Source organism: Pedobacter sp. GSP4 (assembly GCF_051857575.1).
Classification (GTDB): domain Bacteria; phylum Bacteroidota; class Bacteroidia; order Sphingobacteriales; family Sphingobacteriaceae; genus Pedobacter.
Map to the genome: position 1 here is coordinate 53,230 of NZ_JBPZIR010000008.1, position 19,902 is coordinate 73,131.

Genomic DNA, 19,902 nt, shown 5'->3' on the forward strand with positions numbered 1-19,902 from the left:
TCCACCTTTCATCCTTTATTCGTATTTAAGTGCATCAATAGTATTGGCAACCGCAGCTTTATAAGAGCGGAGACTTACCGTGATTAAAGTAATGACCATCGAAATGAGCATGGCCAGTGCGAAAGGCCAAATGCTGATATTGATGCGGTAGGCAAAGCCAGATAGCCATTTGGACACAAATAAATAGGCTAATGGCCAGGCCACAACATTGGCAATAAAAACCATCATCAGGAATGAGCCATTTAGCATTTTAACCAGTTCGAGTGTAGAGGCGCCCAAAACTTTCCTAATAGCCACCTCACGTGTGCGTTGGGTGGCCACAAACGAAATTAATCCGAACAGCCCGATAAAAGAAATGAAAATAATTACACCGGCAAAAACCTCGAACAGGGTACCCATTATTTTTTCTCCCTGGTAGTAATTATTAATTTCTTCATCTAAAAACGACTCGTTATAAACCGACTCGGGAAAGGTAGCCTGCCATATTTTACTCACAGTTTTCATGGTTCCCATCATTTCTTTAGCGTTTAATTTAATGGCGGCGTAAAAAAATCTAGGTTTAAGTGCTCCAATCAAAATCGGATCGATAGCCTCGTGCAGGCTTTTATTTTTGAAATCCTGTATCACACCCACAATTGGCGCTTTCATTCCCCCCATCGAAATCATTTTCCCGATGGCTTCATTCGGGTTACGGATATTTAGTTTCTTAATTAAAGTTTCGTTTACCAGGTATTCGTTTATGGTATCTGATTTAACCAGGTTTCTACCGGCAACGAGTTTCAGGTCGAAAGTTTTGAGGTAATCTTCATCTGCATTTTTGGTATTCACCTGAAAATCCTGATCCTTACCTCCATTGTAAGAAAAAGTATTGCCGTTGTTATTTTGAGATGAGGGTGCTGTACGGCAGAAACTAACTTCCTGCACCCCTGGAATCTGTTTTAACTGGGCCTTAAAGCTGGAAAACCGCTGTGTGGTGAGGCTATCGTTCGGGAGATCGACCATGGCAACAGCGGTTGGATTAAAACCAAGTGGCTGCTCCCTGATATATTTCATTTGCTGGAGGATAACCAATGTGCCGATTATCAAGGTAACGGTAAGTGCAAACTGAACCACCACCAAAACCTTCCTTAAGCCAAGTCCCCCGGTATTTGCTGAAATTTTATTTTTAATGGCCAAGGCTGGATTAAAGCGCGACATGACCATGGCTGGATAAAACCCGGCTAGAAAACTGACAAACACCACCAAGCCTAACATAAAAACCAGAATAATTGGATGCTCGAAAATGCTGAAAGAGATTTTTGAGTTGAAAAGGCGCTGCATGCCGGGCAAAGCTATTTCAGTTAATACACAACCAATTAACAATGAGATTAATACAATGGTTAATGTTTCGGTTAAGAACTGTACCACAAGCTGGCTTCTTCGGCTGCCCATCACTTTACGCACACCAACCTCTTTTGAACGGCTTACCGCCTGTGCTGTTGCCAGGTTTATAAAATTAATTGATGCGGTAATGATCAGGAAGAAACCGATTACCGCCAGACCGTAAAGCTGCTTCTTCGGCATAATCCTGCCCGAGAAATTCCCAAATTTTGAGTTGTAATGAATATCACTCAGATGCTGAAATAAATGTCCTTCTTTACCCGGTGCATTTTCTACATAATATTTTTTCACGAAAGCCTTTAAAGGTTCCTGCAATGCATCAATATGGATATTCGGCTTTAATTTAAAGTAACTTTCAGAATTAGAGCCTACTGAACCCCAGTTGGTCAAATTGCGGTCTTTAAAAGATTTATACGAAAGCATAATCCGTAGCGGAATTGAATTATTCTCGGCAACATCATCAATTACACCACTAACTGTATAGTTTGTATTTCCATCAAAATTTAAACTTTTGCCTAAAGCATTTTGCCAATCGCCAAAAAATTTGGTGGCCATTTCTTTGGAGAGCACCACATTGCCCGGGCTAGCCAAGGCCCTGTAATTACCGGACAACCAATTGTAATTAAAAATCTGGAAAAAATCGGGCTCAATGTAAAATACATTCTCGATGCTTTTAAGCTTTTCTTTTCCATTGGCATCGGTAATTTTGATTAATCCTGCACTCTTTTCTATCGCAGCAATTTTGTCCATGTAGGGTGTAAAATCATTTCGCATGGCGGGTGTAAGCGGCAAGGGAACGCCTTGTGAAGAGAACTGATTTCCATCGGCGTAATCCCATGTTGATACTATGCGGTAAATCCGGTCTTCGTTTTTAAAGCCTTCATCAAAACTCATCTGATAACGGATAAAAATAAAGATAAGAATACAGCTTGCCATCCCGATCGATAGACCAAGAATATTAATAAACGTGTAACCCTTGTTTTTCCAAAGGTTTCTCCAGGCAATTTTTAGGTTAAGTTTGAACATCTTTATGAGGTTAAAGGTTGGAAGGTTAAGGGTTTGAAGGTTGAAGTATCTAAGCCTTCTACTGTATTACCTTATATCTTCCAGCCATTGTGTTTTATTTAATATTTCTTAAAATTTAGGCCGCCTAAGCCCTCTACCTTATTACCATCCACCTTCAACCTTTATTCGTATTTAAGGGCATCAACAGGTTTTGCTTTCACGGCGCTATTGGCCTGGATGCTCACGGTAACAATGGTTAATAAAATGGTTAAGGCTGCACTGGCTATAAATGGAAAAATTGGCAGATTTATGCGGTAAGCAAAGGTTTCGAGCCATTTTTTGGTTAAAATATAAGCCAGTGGCCACGAAATGACATTGGCCACAAGCACCATTGTAAAAAACGAACTGTTAATGAGCTTAAAGATCTGCAGGTTGCTCGCTCCCAATATTTTCCTAACGGCAATTTCCTTTATCCGGCCATTGGTAATATACTTTGCAAAAGCAAACAGCCCGAGTATGGCGATGAATATGGTGAGCATGGCCGCAGCAAAAAATACAGATTGCAGCTGCTCTTGCTTTTTAAATAGTTTACCGTACATGTCATCAAGAAACTGGTAGCGGAAATTATCTCCATCCAATTTATTGATTTCGTGCCATTGCGATTTTAAAGTACTCAGCACTTCCGACATCCTGCTTTCTTCGATTTTTAGCATAATTTCCGTTTTCGGATTTCCGCAGGGATCGTTAATCGCATAAATGGTAGGCGGTACTGCTTTTTCGAAGCCAAGCGCTTTAAAATCTTTAATTACACCGACAATCTGATATGCTTTATGCTGGCAACCGCTAATGGTTTTGCCGATTGGATCGGTTAAGCCATATTTTGCTACAGCAGCTTCATTCAGTATAGCACTGTTTGCGGTATCAGTTTTAAAAGCCCTGGAGAAAGCTCTTCCCTCTTTTATCTTAATATTTAACGTTTCAAAGTAGTCGAAATCTACATCAGTAAAACTTAAACTTTGCTCTTCTCCATCAACCGTATACCGGTTGGTTCCACTTTCTGAACCATCAGGTACAGCATTGGCAACGGTAACCGATTTTACGCCTTCAATTTTGGATATTTTATCCCTTATCGGCTCAAACTTGCTGGGAGAAGCAAAATAAGCCAGGTTTTTAATATACACCACCTGCTCTGGCTTGAAACCGATATCCTGCGTGCGCATATATTTTAACTGCGAGTTGATGATGAGCAAACCAGTTATAAAAATTACAGCAATACTAAATTGAAATACCAACAAACTATTGCGCAGCCAATAGCTTTGCTTACTGGTTTGAAAGTTACCTTTTAAAACCAGTGCCGGTTTAAAGCCCGATAAAACCATTGCCGGGTATATGCCTGCAATTAGCGTAATAAAAATGAGGATGAGCGGAAGCTGCCAAAACAGCGCATTATTGGCTGTCCAGATGGATAAATTTACCACAAACAGGCTGTTAAATTTTGGCAGGATAATTTCGGCCATAATCAGCGCCAAAATGGTTGCGGCAAAACACTGGATCAGTATTTCTGTTAAAAACTGTAAGGCCAACTGATAGCGGTAAGCCCCCATTACTTTTTTAACGCCAACCTCTTTAGCACGTTTGGCTGCCTGTGCTATACTCAGATTGGTAAAATTGATACAGGCAATTACCAAAATTAAAACGCCTAAAACCGATAAAGCCACTAGTATTTTATAATTGGCATCGGTACCGGCCTTTGGTTTAAGGTGTTGGTTTTTTAACGGATCGAGGAAAGCTTTTGTGTTTTTAAAAGTTTCTTCCTTTGGATCAGCACCGTTTTTGAGCATTTCCCTTTTATAAATCGCATTTATTTTACTTTCAAGCGCCTCAACGTCAGTTCCTTTTTTAACCTGAATGTAAGTGTTGTAGTTATTATAGCCATAATCTTCATTGCCACCCAACTCTTTCACCAACGAAATGGCATCAAAAGTAATATTGGAGTGTGGGTCGGCAAATATGCTACCGCTTAATTTGCCTGTCATACCGGCCGATTTACTGCCGATTGTAATGATTTCAGGCGTATTGTTTTTATTGTTCGGAAAAAGCGTTCTGTAATTTTCATTGCTCAGGTAAAACAGGTTTTCGGTATTGCTTTCGGGCTTAATTAAACCGGTATTTGGCCTGATGTTGAACATTTCTGCCGCGGCGTAATCAAGATAAAGGCATTTGCTTAAAAAAGCAACACCATTATTGCTACTTACCGGAAATTCGAAATAACTCAACTTCATGGTACCCACAGCAACAATTTCGGGCAGTTCTGCCTTTAAGGCCTTGCCCAATGGAGGCGGGGTATTGTTGGTTTTAAAATCGGGCAGCTGCCTACCAATTACATAAATCTCGTTATAATTGGGATTTGCGCGGTCAAAGCCTGTTTCGTAGGTAAAATACATGGTTACCAAAACAAATGCAGCTAAAGCAATTGCCAATCCGCCAATGTTAATGGCCGTAATTCCCTTGTTTCTCCAAAGGTTACGCAAAGCGATTTTTAAGTTTAATCTGAACATCTTTCTGAGGTTAAAGGTTGGAAGGTTAAAGGCTTAAAGGTTGAAGTATCTAAACCTGCTACCTTATTACCTTCCAGCTTCCAGTCATTATGCTTTTTTAATATTTTGTTAAAGTTGGAAAGTTAAAATTAGGCTGTCTGAACCCTCTACCTTATTACCTTCATCCTTTACTTTTCATTTAATATTTTTAGAGTTGGAAAGTTAAAATTTAGTCAGCCTAAACCCTCTACCTTCCCTCCTTTACTCGTATTTAAGCGCATCAACCGGGTTAGCTATTGCTGTTTTGTAGGCTTGAAAGCTTACGGTAATTACGGCCATTAACAATGTACCAAAAGCTGCCGTTGGGATAATCCACCAACTGATTTCGGTATGGAATTCGAATTTATTAAGCCATTTGCCCATTGCATAATAACTGATAGGCACTGCGATAAATATGGACACCACAATCATTTTGATAAATGAGAGGGATAATAACTTCATTAAATTACCCACCGAAGCACCCAAAACTTTCCTTACGCCAAACTCTTTGGTGCGCTGTTCGGCGCTGTAGGTAACCAAACCAAACAGCCCTAAGCAGGAAACAAATATGGCCAAGCCGCCAAAAAGGTTGGATAGGATGCCCAAGTTTTTTTCGGTATTGTATTTTTCGCTGTATAAGGTATTCAGGAAATTAACTTCGAGCGGATAAGCTGGGTTTAAAGCTTTCGTGATACGGCTAATGGTTTCTATGTTGTGCTGTAAACTGTTGTTCTGGTTTAAACGCATGGTTATGGTTCCGGTACGCTTTTGATCAAAGAAAACAACCATCGGATGATTTGATTTATACGGAGAATCCCAAACATAATCATCAAAAACACCAATAATGTGGTACTGATCTCCAAATACTTTAACAGTTTTGCCTATCGGATTTTTGTAACCAAAGGTTTTAACAGCTGATGTGCTCACCATTACCCCTACAGAATCGGAAGCAAATTTTTCAGAAAAATCCCTTCCTGCAGTTAATTTAATTCCGTTCGTTTTAATAAAATCGTAGGTGGTAGAAACCTGGTTAAACAGTTGTGTATTATCAGGCGTAGTCATTCCCTCCCAGCGGATATCCATAAAATTTTGTCCGCGGTGCGATAAACTAACCGACGACTGGAACATGGAGCTTACTGCACCCGATTTTAGCAGCTGCGCGCGCAGTACTTCATATTTTGTTTTCAGTTCTCCATCCTGCGGTATTTCTACCAGGGCATTCACGTCAAAACCAACAGGTTTATTTTTAATATACTGGATCTGCCTGTAAATTACCAGGGTAGAAATAATAAGGATAATGGCAAAGCAGAACTGCCCTACAACCAGCACCTGCCTTAAACTAATGGAAAAGAAACTACCGGTTTTAATCTTCCTTTTTAAGGTCTGTATCGGGTTAAAAGCCGACAAATAAAATGCCGGATAACTCCCAGCGATTAAACCGGTTAAGAATACAACGCCTAAAATACCTATCCAACTGCCTTTATTGAAATAAGACACACTTAATTTTATGTTGAGCAGCTGATTGAAGGTTGGCAAAAAGATTTCTAAAATTGCAGCAGAGAAAACTACCGCAATAACGGTAAGCATCATCGATTCGGTTAAAAACTGTATAACCAACGAAGTACGGTTAGCCCCTATGGTTTTTTTGATCCCTACTTCTTTTGCACGCTTTTCTGATTTGGCCGTTGCCATGTTCATAAAGTTAATGCAGGCAATGAGAAGGATGCCAAAAGCAAGTCCCACAAACAGGTAAATCTGTTCTATTGCACCACCAACACTTTTACCGTCTTCAAACTTGCCGTACAAATGCATTTTTGACAAAGGATACAACACCTGTGATTGATGATTATCGTTGGTGTTTTTTTTCAGTACAGTATATATTTTTTGATTAACCAGTGTTAAATCTGCTCCCGGTTTTAACCGCACCAGTGTAACGTAGCTAAAGTTTTCCCAGCTGGGGTTCTTTGCGCCCTCATCAATGGTTTCGTAAAAAGACCAGGGCATTAAATAATCAAATTTGTTAGAGCTGTTATCCGGTTGATCTTTAATTACCCCGGTAATATTTAAATCGAACCGATCTTTAAACCGCACTGTTTTATTTAGCACATCGGTATTTCCGAACAATATTTTAGCGGTAACGGCTGTTAGAACTACAGAGTTAGGGGCACTCAGCGCTGTATTTGGGTTACCCTGTACAAATTCGTAATCGTACATTTTCAAAATATCGGGTTCGGCAAATTTGGATAAGCGCTTAAAAGCGTTCTGCCCGTTGGCAATTAAATTTTTGCCTCCATAATCCATTCTTGCCACATACTTGATTTCCGGGATATCCTGTTTAATGGCTGGTCCGAACGCACTGGTAGAACCTTCAAAAGTACCCGAAATCTGACCGTTTTCGCCAGGGATATTGGTCAGCGTGGTAAAAACATCTGCTGAACTTTTAGCCTGCTTATCAAAGTTCCATTCGTAGGTAACGTACAACAGCAACATTAAGCAAGCAGCCAAACCAATAGCCAAGCCAATTACATTGATAAATGAGCTTACTTTATTGCGCCATAGGTTTCGCAATGCGATTTTTAGGTTTAATTTGAACATTTTTCAGAGGTTGAAGGTTGGAAGGTTAAAGGTTTGAAGGTCGAAATATCTAAACCTCCTACTGTATTACCTTATATCTTCCAGCCTTTATGTTTTATTTAATATTTACTACATTAAAAGTTAAAATTTAGGCTACACAAGCCCTCTACCTTATTACCTTCTACCTTCCATCCTTTACTCGTATTTAAGTGCATCGATAGGGTTTGCCTTGGCCACTTTAACCGATTGTAAGCTAACAGTAAGTACTGCAATAATTACCGATATGGCAACGGCTGCAATAAAAGGCCATGCTGAAATCGAAACCCGGTACTCGAAAGCAGACAGCCACTTGTTGATGATGATGTAAGCCAATGGAAAAGCAATTACGTTAGCAATGGCCACCAGCTTAATAAAATCTTTGTTTAACAGGGTAAGGATGTTGGCTGTACTGGCACCTAAAACCTTACGGATACTGATTTCTTTTTTACGCTGCTCGGCCATAAAGAGTGCTAAACCCAGCAAGCCCAGGCAGGAAATAAATATTGCGAAACCACCAAACCAGTTAGAAAGCGTACCTAAAAGTTTTTCGTCCTGGAATTTTACCTCAAAAGATTCATTTACAAATTTGCGGTTCACCGGGTAATTGGGTTCCATTTCTTTAACCAGCTCATCTATTTTAGCCAATGAGGAGCTGATATTCTGATCGGGGTTTAAACGGGCAATAATCATATTGGCATTATCTGTAGTGTTCAGGTAAAAAATCATCGGTGCAACTTTTTGATAGGCGTTTTCTACCACAAAATCTTTTACCACCCCAATATTGGTTAATTTATTGCCCCAAAAATCGATAATGGCACCAATTGGCTGTTTTAAGCCCATCATTTTTATAGCGGCTTCGTTAAGCATTACACATGTGGTATCATTTGGAAACTTTGGAGAGAACTCTCTTCCACTGATTATTTCCGTACCGATGGTTTCTACAAAATCGTATCCAATGGCCCTATGGTTAAATGAAATAAGTTCTTTCGGATTTTTCCCTTCCCACGATATGTTGGTGGTGTTGTTTCCGCCCTCAGTAAAGTCGGAACTAAAAAAAGTTACATTGGTGGTTGCGCCCGATTTGATCATTTGGGTTTTAAGCAGCTCCAGTTTGTGCTGATCGCGCAATTTTCCATCAACAGCAATCTGAACTAAATTGGATTGATTATACCCAATTGGCTTGTTCTTGATGTAATTAAGCTGTTGGTAAATCACTACGGTACAAACAATTAAACATGCAGCAAAAACGAATTGCCCTACTACCAGTACCTTTCTGATCGACACCGACGAATCTGCTTTTAAGCTAAAGCCTTTTAATACCTTAACCGGTTCGAAAGATGATAGATACAATGCTGGATAACTGCCTGCCAACAAACCTGTAAAAATTGTTAAGCCTAATAATACTAACCAAAACGAGCTGTTATGGTAATCGATAGCGAGTTTAATATTTAATAGGTTGTTGAAATAAGGCAGGCTAACTTCTACCAAAATGAAGGCAAACACAGTGGCAATAAAGGTAATGAGCAGGGATTCTAAGAAAAACTGGCTGATTAAAGATTTGCGGGTAGATCCAATTGCTTTACGCACACCAACTTCTTTGGCCCTACGCTCTGATCGGGCTGTTGATAGATTCATGAAATTGATACAGGCAATTAATAAGATACAAAAGGCCAGCAATAAAAATATCTTCAGCTGATCGATTTTACCGCCCACAGATTTTCCATTTTCAAAATCGGCATACAAATGCCATTTGGTTAAAGGATGAAGCAGGGCCACGGCAGCAATTTCCTTATCGTGCCTTTTATAAATATCCTTAATGTCGGCGTTAGCTTTAGCAAAAGCATTATTATCTTTTAACTGCACCAGGGTAAGGCACATGTTGTTTCCCCAATTCGGAGTTTTGACCCAGGATTCTCTTTTTTCAAACAATTCCCATGGCATAATGCATTCAAAATTGATGCTGCTGTTAGCCGGAACATCATCTATCACGGCTTCAACTTTTAAAACATCCTGATTTTCTAACTTTACGGTTTTATTAATGGGGTCTTCATTGCCAAATAATTTTTGGGCGAAAGATTTGGTGAGAATAATGGTATTGATATCTTTTAAAACTGTACCAGCGTTGCCTTTGATAAATTTGTAATCCAATATTTTAAGAAAATTCGGATCGGCATATACTACTTTACTGCTGATCTTTGTTTCACCAACAGTAATTAAATTTGTTCGTGGATAGCTTGAATGCGAAGCATACTTAACCCCCGGAAATTTTTCCTGTATATCGCTGGCCATCACATTGGGTGTCCACGACCAGCTAAAGGTTTTACCATTTGCTACTACACTCTGATAAACCACATAAGTTTTATCGTTGTTTGTAAATTGCTTATCGTAACTCCACTCGTATGCTACATATAAAAGCAAAATCATACAACTGGCTAAGCCAATGGCTAGTCCACCAATATTGATCAGTGAGAAACCCTTGTTTTTCCAAAGGTTACGTAAGGCTATTTTTAGGTTTAATTTGAACATTTTATTAAGGTTGAAGGTTGGAAGGTTAAAGGTTTAGGGTTTGGGCGCACAAACCGTACGCCTTATATCTTTTAACCTTATTCCTTTAAGCGCCTTCCCAAATCTTCCCATCCAGGAAGATTTTTGGGCGGCTATCATTAACTAAACTAAAATTCTTTTTGGAGGCTGAAGGCAGGAAGGTGGAGGGTTGATATAACTTTACCTTCTACCTTTAAAACCATCAGCCTTCTCACCCTATATCAGCTCTTCGTTTCGGCTTTTGTTTATCTTTTCAGAAATTACATGCCCATCTTTCAGGTTAATAATCCGGTTAGAGAAACTTGCATCATGGCTGGAGTGTGTAACCATAACGATGGTGGTTCCGGTTTCATTCAACTCGCACAGCAATTCCATTACTTCGTTACCGTGCGAGCTATCCAGGTTTCCGGTAGGCTCATCGGCCAAAACCAGTTTAGGTTTGGTTACTAAAGCCCTTGCCACGGCTACACGCTGCTGTTGTCCGCCCGATAGTTGCTGTGGGAAGTGGCCACTTCGGTTTACAATATTCATTCTTTCAATAATATCGTTAACCAGTTTTTTGCGTTCGCCGGCAGGAATTTTATTGTAGATTAAAGGCAGCTCAATGTTTTCGAAAACTGTTAGCTCATCTATCAGGTTAAAGTTCTGAAAAACAAAACCCATGTTCCTTTTACGGAAATTTGAACGCTCCCGATCATTAAGGGTTAAAAGTTCGGTATCTATAAATTTGTAACTTCCGCTTTCTGGCTTATCCAATAAACCCATTACATTTAGCAAAGTAGATTTTCCGCAGCCCGATGGCCCCATGATGGATACAAATTCTCCTTCTTTTACATACAGGTTGATTCCATTTAATGCGGTTGTTTCTACTTCTTCAGTTTTGTAAACTTTTTCCAGATTTTCTATTTTAATCATAGCTTTTTAGTATCAAGTATTTTAATATCGAGTATTGAGTTTCAAGTATCAAGACCCGGCTATATTTTTAATTTGTTAATTTTATCCTCTAAATTTTTCCATCTTCCATCTCACATTTCCCATCCTACTTACTTATCTCTACCTGGTCGTATTGGTTAAACTGATCGTAAGAAGAAGTAATTACCTCGTCGCCTTTTTGCAGTCCATCCAATATTTCATAATACAGATAGTTTTTCCTTCCGATTTTAACATTTTTCTTGATGGCCTTACCGTTGCTTACCAGAAATACCCACGATCCTCCGGTGCTTTGGAAAAACTGTCCCTGGGCCAAGAGCAACGATTTGCTGTTATCAGATAAGGTTAATTTGGTTTGCAGCGATAATCCACGGCGTAAACCATCTGGCGCAGCGGCCTTAAAAATCATTTCAACCTGGAACTGGCCTGAAGTAACCTCTGGAATAACTTTACTTACGGTTAAATTATAGGTTTTACCATTAAACTCACAAGTAGCCGTCTGCCCTTCTTTAACCCTATTGATATAATACTCATCTACGCCTGCCTGCAGTTTATAGCCTTGCAATACATCAATTTTACCAATCATTTCATTTGAGTTATAAGATTTTCCAATAACTGGATCGTATGAGGAAAGTTTACCTGAAACAGGCGCTTTAATGGTCATATTTTCAATATTCTTGCGGATCATTTCCAAACTCTCGTTCATCTGCCCCATCGATTGATCGATCTGGGCCAACTGCATTTTTCTGCTCTGGTTTTCCTGTTTAATGGCCTGGCGTACAATTTTGAGCTTTCCCTGGTAATATTCATAATCCTGACTCGATTTGTTAAACTCCTGAAGGGTGATTACTTTTTTCTGAAAAAGTGAGCTATCTAAGTGGTATTGACGGGTAGCAGTGCGCAGGTTATTCTCTACGTCCAATACATCCTGATTTAAAATTCTTTGGTTCTGTTCTAAATCCAATCTCGATTTACGCAATTGATTGATTTGCTCGGTGGCTGCAGTTTGCTGTGAAGTATAACCCAGCATGGCATTCGAATTGGCTATCCGCAATAACGGTGTTCCCTTTACTACAGAGGCACCGTTCTCGGTAAAAATTTCGGCAACTGTACCACCTTCTGATGAACTCACGATAACCGAAGTTAACGGAACAACGCTGGCGTTTAGTAGAACAACATCTTCAAAATCGCCATATTCTACCTTACTGATTGTTAATTTATCGGCATCTGCGCTGTAAACTTTTTTAAGGGATAAAGTGTAGCCATAAATAACAACGGCCACAAATGCGATTGCCCCGCCTATTATTATTAAGGTTTTTGTGCTAAACTTCTTTTTCTCTATTTTTTTGTCCATGTGTTTGGTTGTACTGTTCGGTTTGCTTAATAACCAAGCTTGTGCCAAAAGAACCAAACACAAATAAACAACTCATAATCAACAATTTAAAAGTTTTTATAAATTTAACCTGTTCATTATCGGACAGTATATGTGCGGGAGCGGACAGTTTTATTACTTTTGCTCAGCCCTGATTGAGATTGTTTTGATAAGGCAAGATTTGATCCGAATTTTCACATGGAACTCCCGATTTTGGTAGTAGAAAATCGATATGCTTTAGCAAACGTTTAAATAAGTCCTTCGACAGGCTCAGGATGACAATTATTTATGATACAACCCTATTAAGGAAAGGTTATGTTAGACGCCACAGTTTTAATTATTGATGATGACGATGACATTCTTTTGAGTGCCCGCCTATTTTTAAAACAGCAGGTTAAACAGGTAATTACCTGCAAATCGCCAAAAGAAATTAACGTTTTATTGAGCAAAAATGAAGTAGATATTATCCTATTGGATATGAACTACCAAAAGGGTGCCAGCGATGGTAGAGAGGGATTATATTGGTTGGAGCATATTTTATCAATAGATAAAGATTATGTAGTGATATTGATGACGGCTTTTGGCAATGTAGAACTGGCCGTTAAAGCCATCAAAAAAGGCGCAACCGATTTTATCTTAAAGCCTTGGGAAAACGAAAAGCTTTTTGCCACCATATCTGCAGCATCAAAGCTAAGGGCGTCGACCAGAAAAGTGAAGAAACTCGAAAAAATACATTCTTCGCTGCAGAAAGATATGACCCGTGGTTTCGATAACATTGTTGGTCAGGCAGATGGGATAAAACATTTACAGAACACTTTATTAAAAGTTGCACCAACTGATGCCAATGTGCTTATTTTAGGTGAAAACGGTACTGGAAAGCAGGTATTTGCCTACGAAATACATGGAAATTCGCTGCGCAAAAACCAGGTTTTTATGCACGTAGACTTAGGATCATTAAATGAAAATTTATTTGAAAGCGAGCTTTTTGGTTATGCAAAAGGTGCCTTTACCGATGCTAAAGAAGATAAGCCGGGCCGTTTTGAACTGGCCGATGGAGGAACCATATTTTTAGATGAAATTGGCAACTTAACCCTGCCCCTTCAAGCCAAGTTGCTAAGCGTTTTGCAGAACAGAACCGTAATCAGGCTTGGCGAAAGCAAGGAACGGAAAGTAAATGTGCGCTTAATTGCCGCTACCAATATGCCTTTAGATGAAATGGTGGCCAAAAATACTTTTAGGCAGGATTTATTGTTCAGGATTAATACAGTAGAACTTTTATTACCGCCTTTGCGCAAGCGCGGCACAGATATTTTATTGCTTGCCAATCATTTTATGCAGGTGTTCAGCAGCAAATACCATAAAGAAATCCGTAATTTGAGTACCAAAGCGCAAGAAGTTTTATTAAGCTACAAGTGGCCAGGCAATGTTAGGGAACTGCAGCATGTTTTAGAAAGGGCAGTAATTATGAGTGATGGGAACGAAATTACCGAAGAAGATTTACAGCTGAGCCCACAGCGCTTTGCCCAGAACAATACTTTACCCGATGAAATGGTGCTGGAAGATATGGAAAAAATGATGGTACAAAAAGCCATTGATAAACACAAGGGAAACATATCAAAAGCAGCTGCAGAACTTGGTTTAACAAGAGCCGCACTGTATAGAAGAATCGAGAAATTTGGAATCTAAGCCGAAAGCTGGGAGACCATAGCTTAAAGCTTTAGTCTATCGCCTTTAAGCTTTAGTCTTTTACCTTAAAAACATGTTTTACAAACGCTTTACCTTCCGTTTAATATTCCGCCTGCTGGTGATTAACCTGTTGGCTTATCTTTTATTTTATCTGGTACGCAATACCCAACTTTGGTTTACCATTATTGGTGTTGCACTGATGCTTTTAGGGGCCATTATTTCGCTTTATTATTACATCAACGAAATCAGATCGGACATTAAACGGTTTATTTTGGCTGTTAAAACACGCGATCATACCCTGAATTTTAAAAATAAAGCGACTAAAGGCAGTTTTCCTGAGCTGTACGAATCTTTTACCGATATCCTGCTCGTTCATAAACAGATTAGGCTAGAGCAAGAGGCTATGTTCCAATTAATCAAAACCATATTAGAACAGGTACCAGTGGGCGTAATTGTAATCAACAATACCGAAACTGCAGATAAAGATGAAGAAATTGCTTTCTTTAACCAGGCAGCTTCAAATTTACTAAGCGTTCCGGCCTATAAATACTGGCACCGGCTAAAACAGCACCTCCCTGCTTTTGCCATCGAAGTTGAACAGATTGCCCAAGGGGGAAAAAGATTTTTGGAGCTCAAAATACAGGATAAACTGATCCAGCTCTCTACCGAAGTGATCCCCTTAAATCTTTACGGAAAAAATTATACCATTATCAGTTTTCAGAATATCAAGGATGAAATTGAGCAAAAGGAAACTGAAGCTTGGAACCGGCTAATCGGAGTGATTTCGCACGAAATACTCAATTCGATTACCCCGATAAGCTCCTTATCCGATACCATAAACAGCATGGTTAGCGACAAGGAAAATTTGGACATCAGTGAGATGGAAGATTTAAAAACGGCTTTGCAAACCATCAAAAGACGCTCGTCGGGTTTGCTCGATTTTGTAAAAGATTATAGGCTAATAGCCGAATTGCCTACCCCAAATCTCGAATCGCATACCATTGGCGAAATACTAAAGCACATCAAGGTTTTAATGCAGCCTTTTGCAAAGGTTAAAAACGTAACCCTCAATGTAGAACAAACTTCATCAAAAATTACCGTTCAGCTGGATTTAAAACTGATTGAGCAAGTGCTTATTAACCTCATTACCAATAGTATTTATGCCGTTGAGGAAAAAGAAAACCCTTATATTTCCGTAAACTACCGCTTAGAAAACACCAAGTTATATATCGATGTTAGCGACAATGGTAAAGGAATTGAACCTTCAGATTTAGAGAAAATTTTTGTCCCTTTTTACACCACCAGAAAAAATGGTTCGGGAATAGGCCTAACCATTAGCCGCAACATTATGAAAATGCACCGCGGAAGTATTGAGGTTATTTCGGCACCAAAAGAAGTCACCACTTTTTCGTTGGTATTTAATTATGTTTGATCATTTCAATGTTTTTTTGCCTCAAAATTCAAACAAAACCCATTTGATATGCTTTTAAAGATGTGGATACATCAAATACAAGCATGAAGACAGTTATAATTTCGAATAGACTACCCGTAAAAATTACCGAAGAAAATGGCGAATACACATTTATTCCCAGTGAAGGTGGCTTGGCTACCGGACTGGCAGACGTTTATCAATCAGGCAACTGTATCTGGATTGGATGGCCCGGAATAGATGTACCGGAAGAACGGCAGGATGCAGTAAAAGAGAAACTTGCCCACCTCAATCTTTACCCGGTTTTTTTAACGCAAACAGAAATCAATTTATACTACGAAGGCTTTTCGAATGAAGTTTTATGGCCTGTTTTTCATTATCTGGTTACCTATGCACATTATGAGCAGAATTATTGGGACTGCTACCAATCGGTTAACGAAAAATTTGCAAAAGCCGCCATACAGGTGCTTAATAGAAGAGACCGGATCTGGGTGCAGGATTATCAGCTGCTATTACTTCCGGGAATTTTAAGGGCCAAACTGCCCAATGCCACTATTGGTTTTTTTCAGCACATCCCTTTTCCATCATACGAAATTTTCAGGCTTATCCCCTGGCGCGAAGAGCTGCTTAATGGCTTAATCGGATCAGATTTAATTGGTTTCCATACCTACGATGATGTTCGCCACTTTATCAGTACCGCAACCCGCCTGCTACCTGTAAATTCCTCATCCAATGTATTGAACAGCAACGAAAGGCAGATTGTAATCGAAGCTTTTCCCATGGGGATCGATTTTACCAAGTTTTCTGAATTAACCGCTACTGAAGAAGTAAAAAAAGAAATCGAGTATTTCAGAACCGGAAAAGAAGATATGAAAGTAATCCTCTCTATTGATAGGCTGGATTACAGTAAGGGCATATTGGAAAGATTAAAAGCATTAGAATTATTGTTGCAGCACCATCCCGAGTATATCGGTAAAATTGAGCTCTTTATGATTGTGGTGCCTTCACGCGATACGGTTCCGCAGTATAGCGAACTCAGAGACCAAATTGATCAGTTTGTAGGCAATTTAAATGCAAGGTACCGCTCCATCAACTGGATTCCGGTCAATTATTTTTACCGTTCCTTCCCAATCGAAGTATTATCGGCACTTTATGCCACAGCGGATGTTTGCCTGGTTACGCCAATGCGCGATGGCATGAACCTGGTAAGCAAAGAATATATTGCCAGTAGGAACAACAACGATGGCGTGCTCATTTTAAGTGAAATGGCCGGCGCTTCAAAAGAATTGACAGATGCGGTAATTGTTAACCCAAACAACCTTGGCGATATTATGGAAGCCATTGTGATGGCGTTAAAAATGCCTCTCGAAGAACAGCAGCAACGCATGAAATCCATGCGTACCATTGTAGAAAAATTCAATGTGAAACATTGGGTAAACAATTTTATTTTAAGATTAAACGAAGTGAAAGATTCTCAAAAATCGTTATTGACCAAACATGCAGTAAATGCAGTTAACGAAGTAATAGCCAATAAATATGCTAAAACATCCGACAGGGTGCTGTTTCTGGATTATGATGGAACACTGGTAGATTTTACCGGAAATATAGACGATGCATCTCCGGATGCGGAACTGTACGACCTGATCGAAAACCTCACCATTGATAATGCCAACAAAGTAATTATCATTAGTGGCAGAAGACATGAAACGCTCGAAAATTGGTTCGGAAATTTAAAAGTAGACCTGATTGCCGAACATGGCGCCTGGCAGAAATCGTACGGCGATAAATGGAACAGTTTGCCCCTCCTCACTGACCAATGGAAACAGGAGATTAAAACCCTGCTCGAAACCTACACCGACCGTACACCGGGATCGTTTATTGAAGAAAAAAGTTATTCACTGGTATGGCATTATAGAAAGGCAGAAGAAGGACTTGGCGATTTAAGGGCCAATGAAATTATCAGCCACATGAAAATTTTAGCTGCCGATAAAGGATTGCAGTTAATGCCAGGCAATAAAGTAATCGAATTTAAAAATATGGAGGTAAATAAAGGCAAGGCGGCACTTAACTGGCTGTATGACAAACACCCCGATTTTATTTTAGCACTTGGCGATGACCATACAGATGAAGATATTTTTAGGGCTTTACCAGATGATGCTTTTACCATCAAGGTTGGTAACAATATTTCTGAAGCCAAATATTACCTAAACGATTTTAGGGAAGTAAGAAAGCTGCTTTGGAGCTTGGTTAAGGATGAATTTGTGGAGCGGGGGTAAATAAACCGTCATTTCGAGCGGCACGCAGTGAAGTCGAGACATCTATCTCAAGGCAGATCTCTCCACTTGCCATGCTCCGGTTGAGATGACGGTTCTTTTTTGAAATAAATATAGTACCAAGGTCTGTGTCACCACAGACCTTTTTTATTACCATTAGGCTAGAGTGAAATCCCGCAGATTCAATAGATTTCCGCAGATTTTATATTTTCTGCGCAAATCTCCAAGCTGGTCGGGATTTGTAATCCCGACCTCTGAACTGCGGATTTGTAATCCAGACCCTTACAAAAATATAGGCCTATCCAGTTTAATGGCTATGCGGTATGCCGCATTCATTAAACCTACGTGGCTGTACGCCTGAGGAAAATTACCCCACTGACTACCCGTTTTGGCATCAACATCTTCACTGAATAGCAAGAGATGGTTGCAATATTTGATAATTTGCTCAAACTCCTTTATGGCCTCATCCGTTCTACCTACGCAGGCCAAAGCTTCAACATACCAGAAAGCGCAGATCAGAAACGTTGTTTTGGGTTTCCCAAAATCATCTGCATGCAGGTAACGGTAAAACAGGCCATCTTCGGTTTTCAGCTCTTTTTCTAAAGCAATTAGGTGATCTTTTGCCCTATCAGAAGCCGGATCGAGGTAATTCATCATAATCAACTGCAGTGTACTGGCATCCAGATGTGAGCTGCCTACAGCATTGGTATACACTTTTCTCTCCGGATCGTAACAAGCTTCAATGTGTGCAGCGGCTTTATCAATTAAAATCTCTGCCCTTTTTTCGAAATCGGCATTTCCGATGGTTTTGGCCATTTTTAAGGCCGCCTGTGCCCCCGCCCATTGAAAAAGATTGCTGTAGCAGTGTACATTGGCAATATTTCTAAATTCCCATATCCCTGCATCTTTCTCATCAATGGTCCGTTCTATTTTAGATAAAACACTTTCTATCCATTTCACAGAATCGCTACGCTCAGAGAAGATAAAGCGGTGATCGGTATAAAGTGGCAACATCGAAATCAAAACCTGTCCATAAATATCATTCTGAATGTGTTCATATGCCTGGTTACCTATCCTGATGGGCTGCTCGCCTTTGTAACCTTCCAAATGATCTAAAGTACGCTCGGTTATCTCGCGTTCCCCGGCAATTCCATACAAAGGCTGGTAGCGTTCGTCTTCGGCATGCGAAATATCCGACAGATAATTGAAATATTTCTCCATCTCTTCGAAATGGCCAATGTGGTTTAACGAGGTAAGTACATAATGCGAATCCCTTAACCAACAATACCTGTAATCCCAATTGCGGGTACTGCCCGGCGATTCGGGCAAACTGGTTGTACTTGCGGCAATGATTGCGCCTGTATCTTCGTACTGATGGATTTTTAAAACCAAGGCCGAACGGATAACAAAAGGCTGGTAAAAACCTGCAATTGAGGAGTGTTTAATCCATAAGCGCCAGTAAGCCATTGTTTCACGAAGAAAATTTTCGGCCGTGCTTACAACTGGTGCTTCGAGGTTTTGCCCGTAGGTCATTATTAGGTACTTTGGCTCATTGAGCACAAATGCCTTTTCGTCCAGAATATAGGTTAAAGATACATTGGTGCTTAAACGTACATTTTCATCGCAGCCCGCATAATCGATGTGGTTACTGCCCCTGCTGGCAAGCATTTTACCCTCACCATAATTGCAAACAGGCTCGCATTTTATGGTTATCCTCGGGTTTCCCCTTAAAGGTTCAATTTTTCTGATCAGCATTAAAGGTTTAAAATACCTTTCGTAAAGATGAAAACGGGGCGCAAAATCTGTAATGCGGTAAGTCCCGTCTGCTGCAGTGATTTCGGTTCTGAGCACATTGGTATTTTCTACATAATATTGGTTGGAGGTAAACTCTCCCTGGGGTAAGATCGAAAATTCGCCTCCTTTTTTCTGATCAAGCAAACTTCCAAAAACAAAAGAGCTATCAAAACGGGGCCAGCAAAGCCATGAGATATCGGTATTTTTATTAACGTGTGCAATGAAAGCGCAATTTCCTATTATTCCGGTTTGATATAAATGTTGTTCGGCCATAAACTATTTTCTGTTTATTTTTACAAC

The 19,902-nt window shown here is 39.8% G+C and carries 10 protein-coding genes; 3 read left to right on the forward strand and 7 right to left on the reverse strand.

All coding sequences use genetic code 11. The annotated features are described in order from the left end of the window. Nucleotides 1–15: 15 nt before the first annotated feature. From ACS5PU_RS18715 to ACS5PU_RS18740, 6 genes are all read right to left on the reverse strand, one after another. Nucleotides 16–2,406 carry an ABC transporter permease gene (locus ACS5PU_RS18715; RefSeq protein ID WP_439460686.1) on the reverse strand — a complete coding sequence of 797 codons (2,391 nt, stop codon included), beginning with the start codon at nucleotides 2,404–2,406 and terminating at the stop codon, nucleotides 16–18. 161 nt (nucleotides 2,407–2,567) lie between these two features. Further along, nucleotides 2,568–4,943 carry an FtsX-like permease family protein gene (locus ACS5PU_RS18720; protein ID WP_439460687.1) on the reverse strand — a complete coding sequence of 792 codons (2,376 nt, stop codon included), beginning with the start codon at nucleotides 4,941–4,943 and terminating at the stop codon, nucleotides 2,568–2,570. 240 nt (nucleotides 4,944–5,183) lie between these two features. Beyond that, nucleotides 5,184–7,556: an ABC transporter permease gene (locus ACS5PU_RS18725; RefSeq protein ID WP_439460688.1), complete on the reverse strand. Its 2,373-nt coding sequence runs from the start codon at nucleotides 7,554–7,556 to the stop codon at nucleotides 5,184–5,186. A 174-nt stretch (nucleotides 7,557–7,730) separates the two neighbouring features. Beyond that, the gene (locus ACS5PU_RS18730; protein WP_439460689.1) at nucleotides 7,731–10,100 is read right to left on the reverse strand and encodes an ABC transporter permease; all 2,370 of its coding nucleotides are present in this window, start codon (nucleotides 10,098–10,100) and stop codon (nucleotides 7,731–7,733) included. A gap of 234 nt (nucleotides 10,101–10,334) precedes the next feature. Beyond that, entirely contained in the window at nucleotides 10,335–11,033 is a 699-nt protein-coding gene (locus ACS5PU_RS18735; protein WP_439460690.1) for an ABC transporter ATP-binding protein, read from the reverse strand. Nucleotides 11,034–11,157: 124 nt separating this feature from the next. Next, nucleotides 11,158–12,402, reverse strand: a complete 1,245-nt coding sequence (locus ACS5PU_RS18740; RefSeq protein WP_439460691.1) for an efflux RND transporter periplasmic adaptor subunit — start codon at nucleotides 12,400–12,402, stop codon at nucleotides 11,158–11,160. Nucleotides 12,403–12,735: 333 nt separating this feature from the next. Between ACS5PU_RS18740 and ACS5PU_RS18745 the strand changes: the two genes are divergently transcribed. The 3 genes from ACS5PU_RS18745 (at nucleotide 12,736) to ACS5PU_RS18755 (ending at nucleotide 17,811) form a co-directional block, all read left to right on the forward strand. Then, the gene (locus tag ACS5PU_RS18745; protein ID WP_439460692.1) at nucleotides 12,736–14,106 is read left to right on the forward strand and encodes a sigma-54-dependent transcriptional regulator; all 1,371 of its coding nucleotides are present in this window, start codon (nucleotides 12,736–12,738) and stop codon (nucleotides 14,104–14,106) included. A 73-nt stretch (nucleotides 14,107–14,179) separates the two neighbouring features. After that, nucleotides 14,180–15,538, forward strand: coding sequence for a sensor histidine kinase (locus tag ACS5PU_RS18750; protein ID WP_439460693.1), 1,359 nt, complete (start codon nucleotides 14,180–14,182; stop codon nucleotides 15,536–15,538). Between the two features lie 83 nt (nucleotides 15,539–15,621). Continuing rightward, nucleotides 15,622–17,811, forward strand: coding sequence for a bifunctional alpha,alpha-trehalose-phosphate synthase (UDP-forming)/trehalose-phosphatase (locus tag ACS5PU_RS18755; RefSeq protein WP_439460694.1), 2,190 nt, complete (start codon nucleotides 15,622–15,624; stop codon nucleotides 17,809–17,811). A 279-nt stretch (nucleotides 17,812–18,090) separates the two neighbouring features. Here the strand turns inward: ACS5PU_RS18755 and ACS5PU_RS18760 are convergent, their stop codons facing one another. Next, nucleotides 18,091–19,875 (reverse strand): glycoside hydrolase family 15 protein, encoded by a 1,785-nt coding sequence (locus tag ACS5PU_RS18760; RefSeq protein WP_439460695.1) that lies wholly within the window; start codon nucleotides 19,873–19,875, stop codon nucleotides 18,091–18,093. Between the last annotated feature and the right edge of the window lie 27 nt (nucleotides 19,876–19,902).

Coding starts and splice junctions, on each gene's coding strand:
- ACS5PU_RS18725 (WP_439460688.1), bottom strand. CDS start 7,556: ATGTTCAAATTAAACCTAAAAATCGCATTGCGAAACCTATGGCGCAAT.
- ACS5PU_RS18720 (WP_439460687.1), bottom strand. CDS start 4,943: ATGTTCAGATTAAACTTAAAAATCGCTTTGCGTAACCTTTGGAGAAAC.
- ACS5PU_RS18745 (WP_439460692.1), top strand. CDS start 12,736: ATGTTAGACGCCACAGTTTTAATTATTGATGATGACGATGACATTCTT.
- ACS5PU_RS18735 (WP_439460690.1), bottom strand. CDS start 11,033: ATGATTAAAATAGAAAATCTGGAAAAAGTTTACAAAACTGAAGAAGTA.
- ACS5PU_RS18760 (WP_439460695.1), bottom strand. CDS start 19,875: ATGGCCGAACAACATTTATATCAAACCGGAATAATAGGAAATTGCGCT.
- ACS5PU_RS18750 (WP_439460693.1), top strand. CDS start 14,180: ATGTTTTACAAACGCTTTACCTTCCGTTTAATATTCCGCCTGCTGGTG.
- ACS5PU_RS18730 (WP_439460689.1), bottom strand. CDS start 10,100: ATGTTCAAATTAAACCTAAAAATAGCCTTACGTAACCTTTGGAAAAAC.
- ACS5PU_RS18740 (WP_439460691.1), bottom strand. CDS start 12,402: ATGGACAAAAAAATAGAGAAAAAGAAGTTTAGCACAAAAACCTTAATA.
- ACS5PU_RS18715 (WP_439460686.1), bottom strand. CDS start 2,406: ATGTTCAAACTTAACCTAAAAATTGCCTGGAGAAACCTTTGGAAAAAC.
- ACS5PU_RS18755 (WP_439460694.1), top strand. CDS start 15,622: ATGAAGACAGTTATAATTTCGAATAGACTACCCGTAAAAATTACCGAA.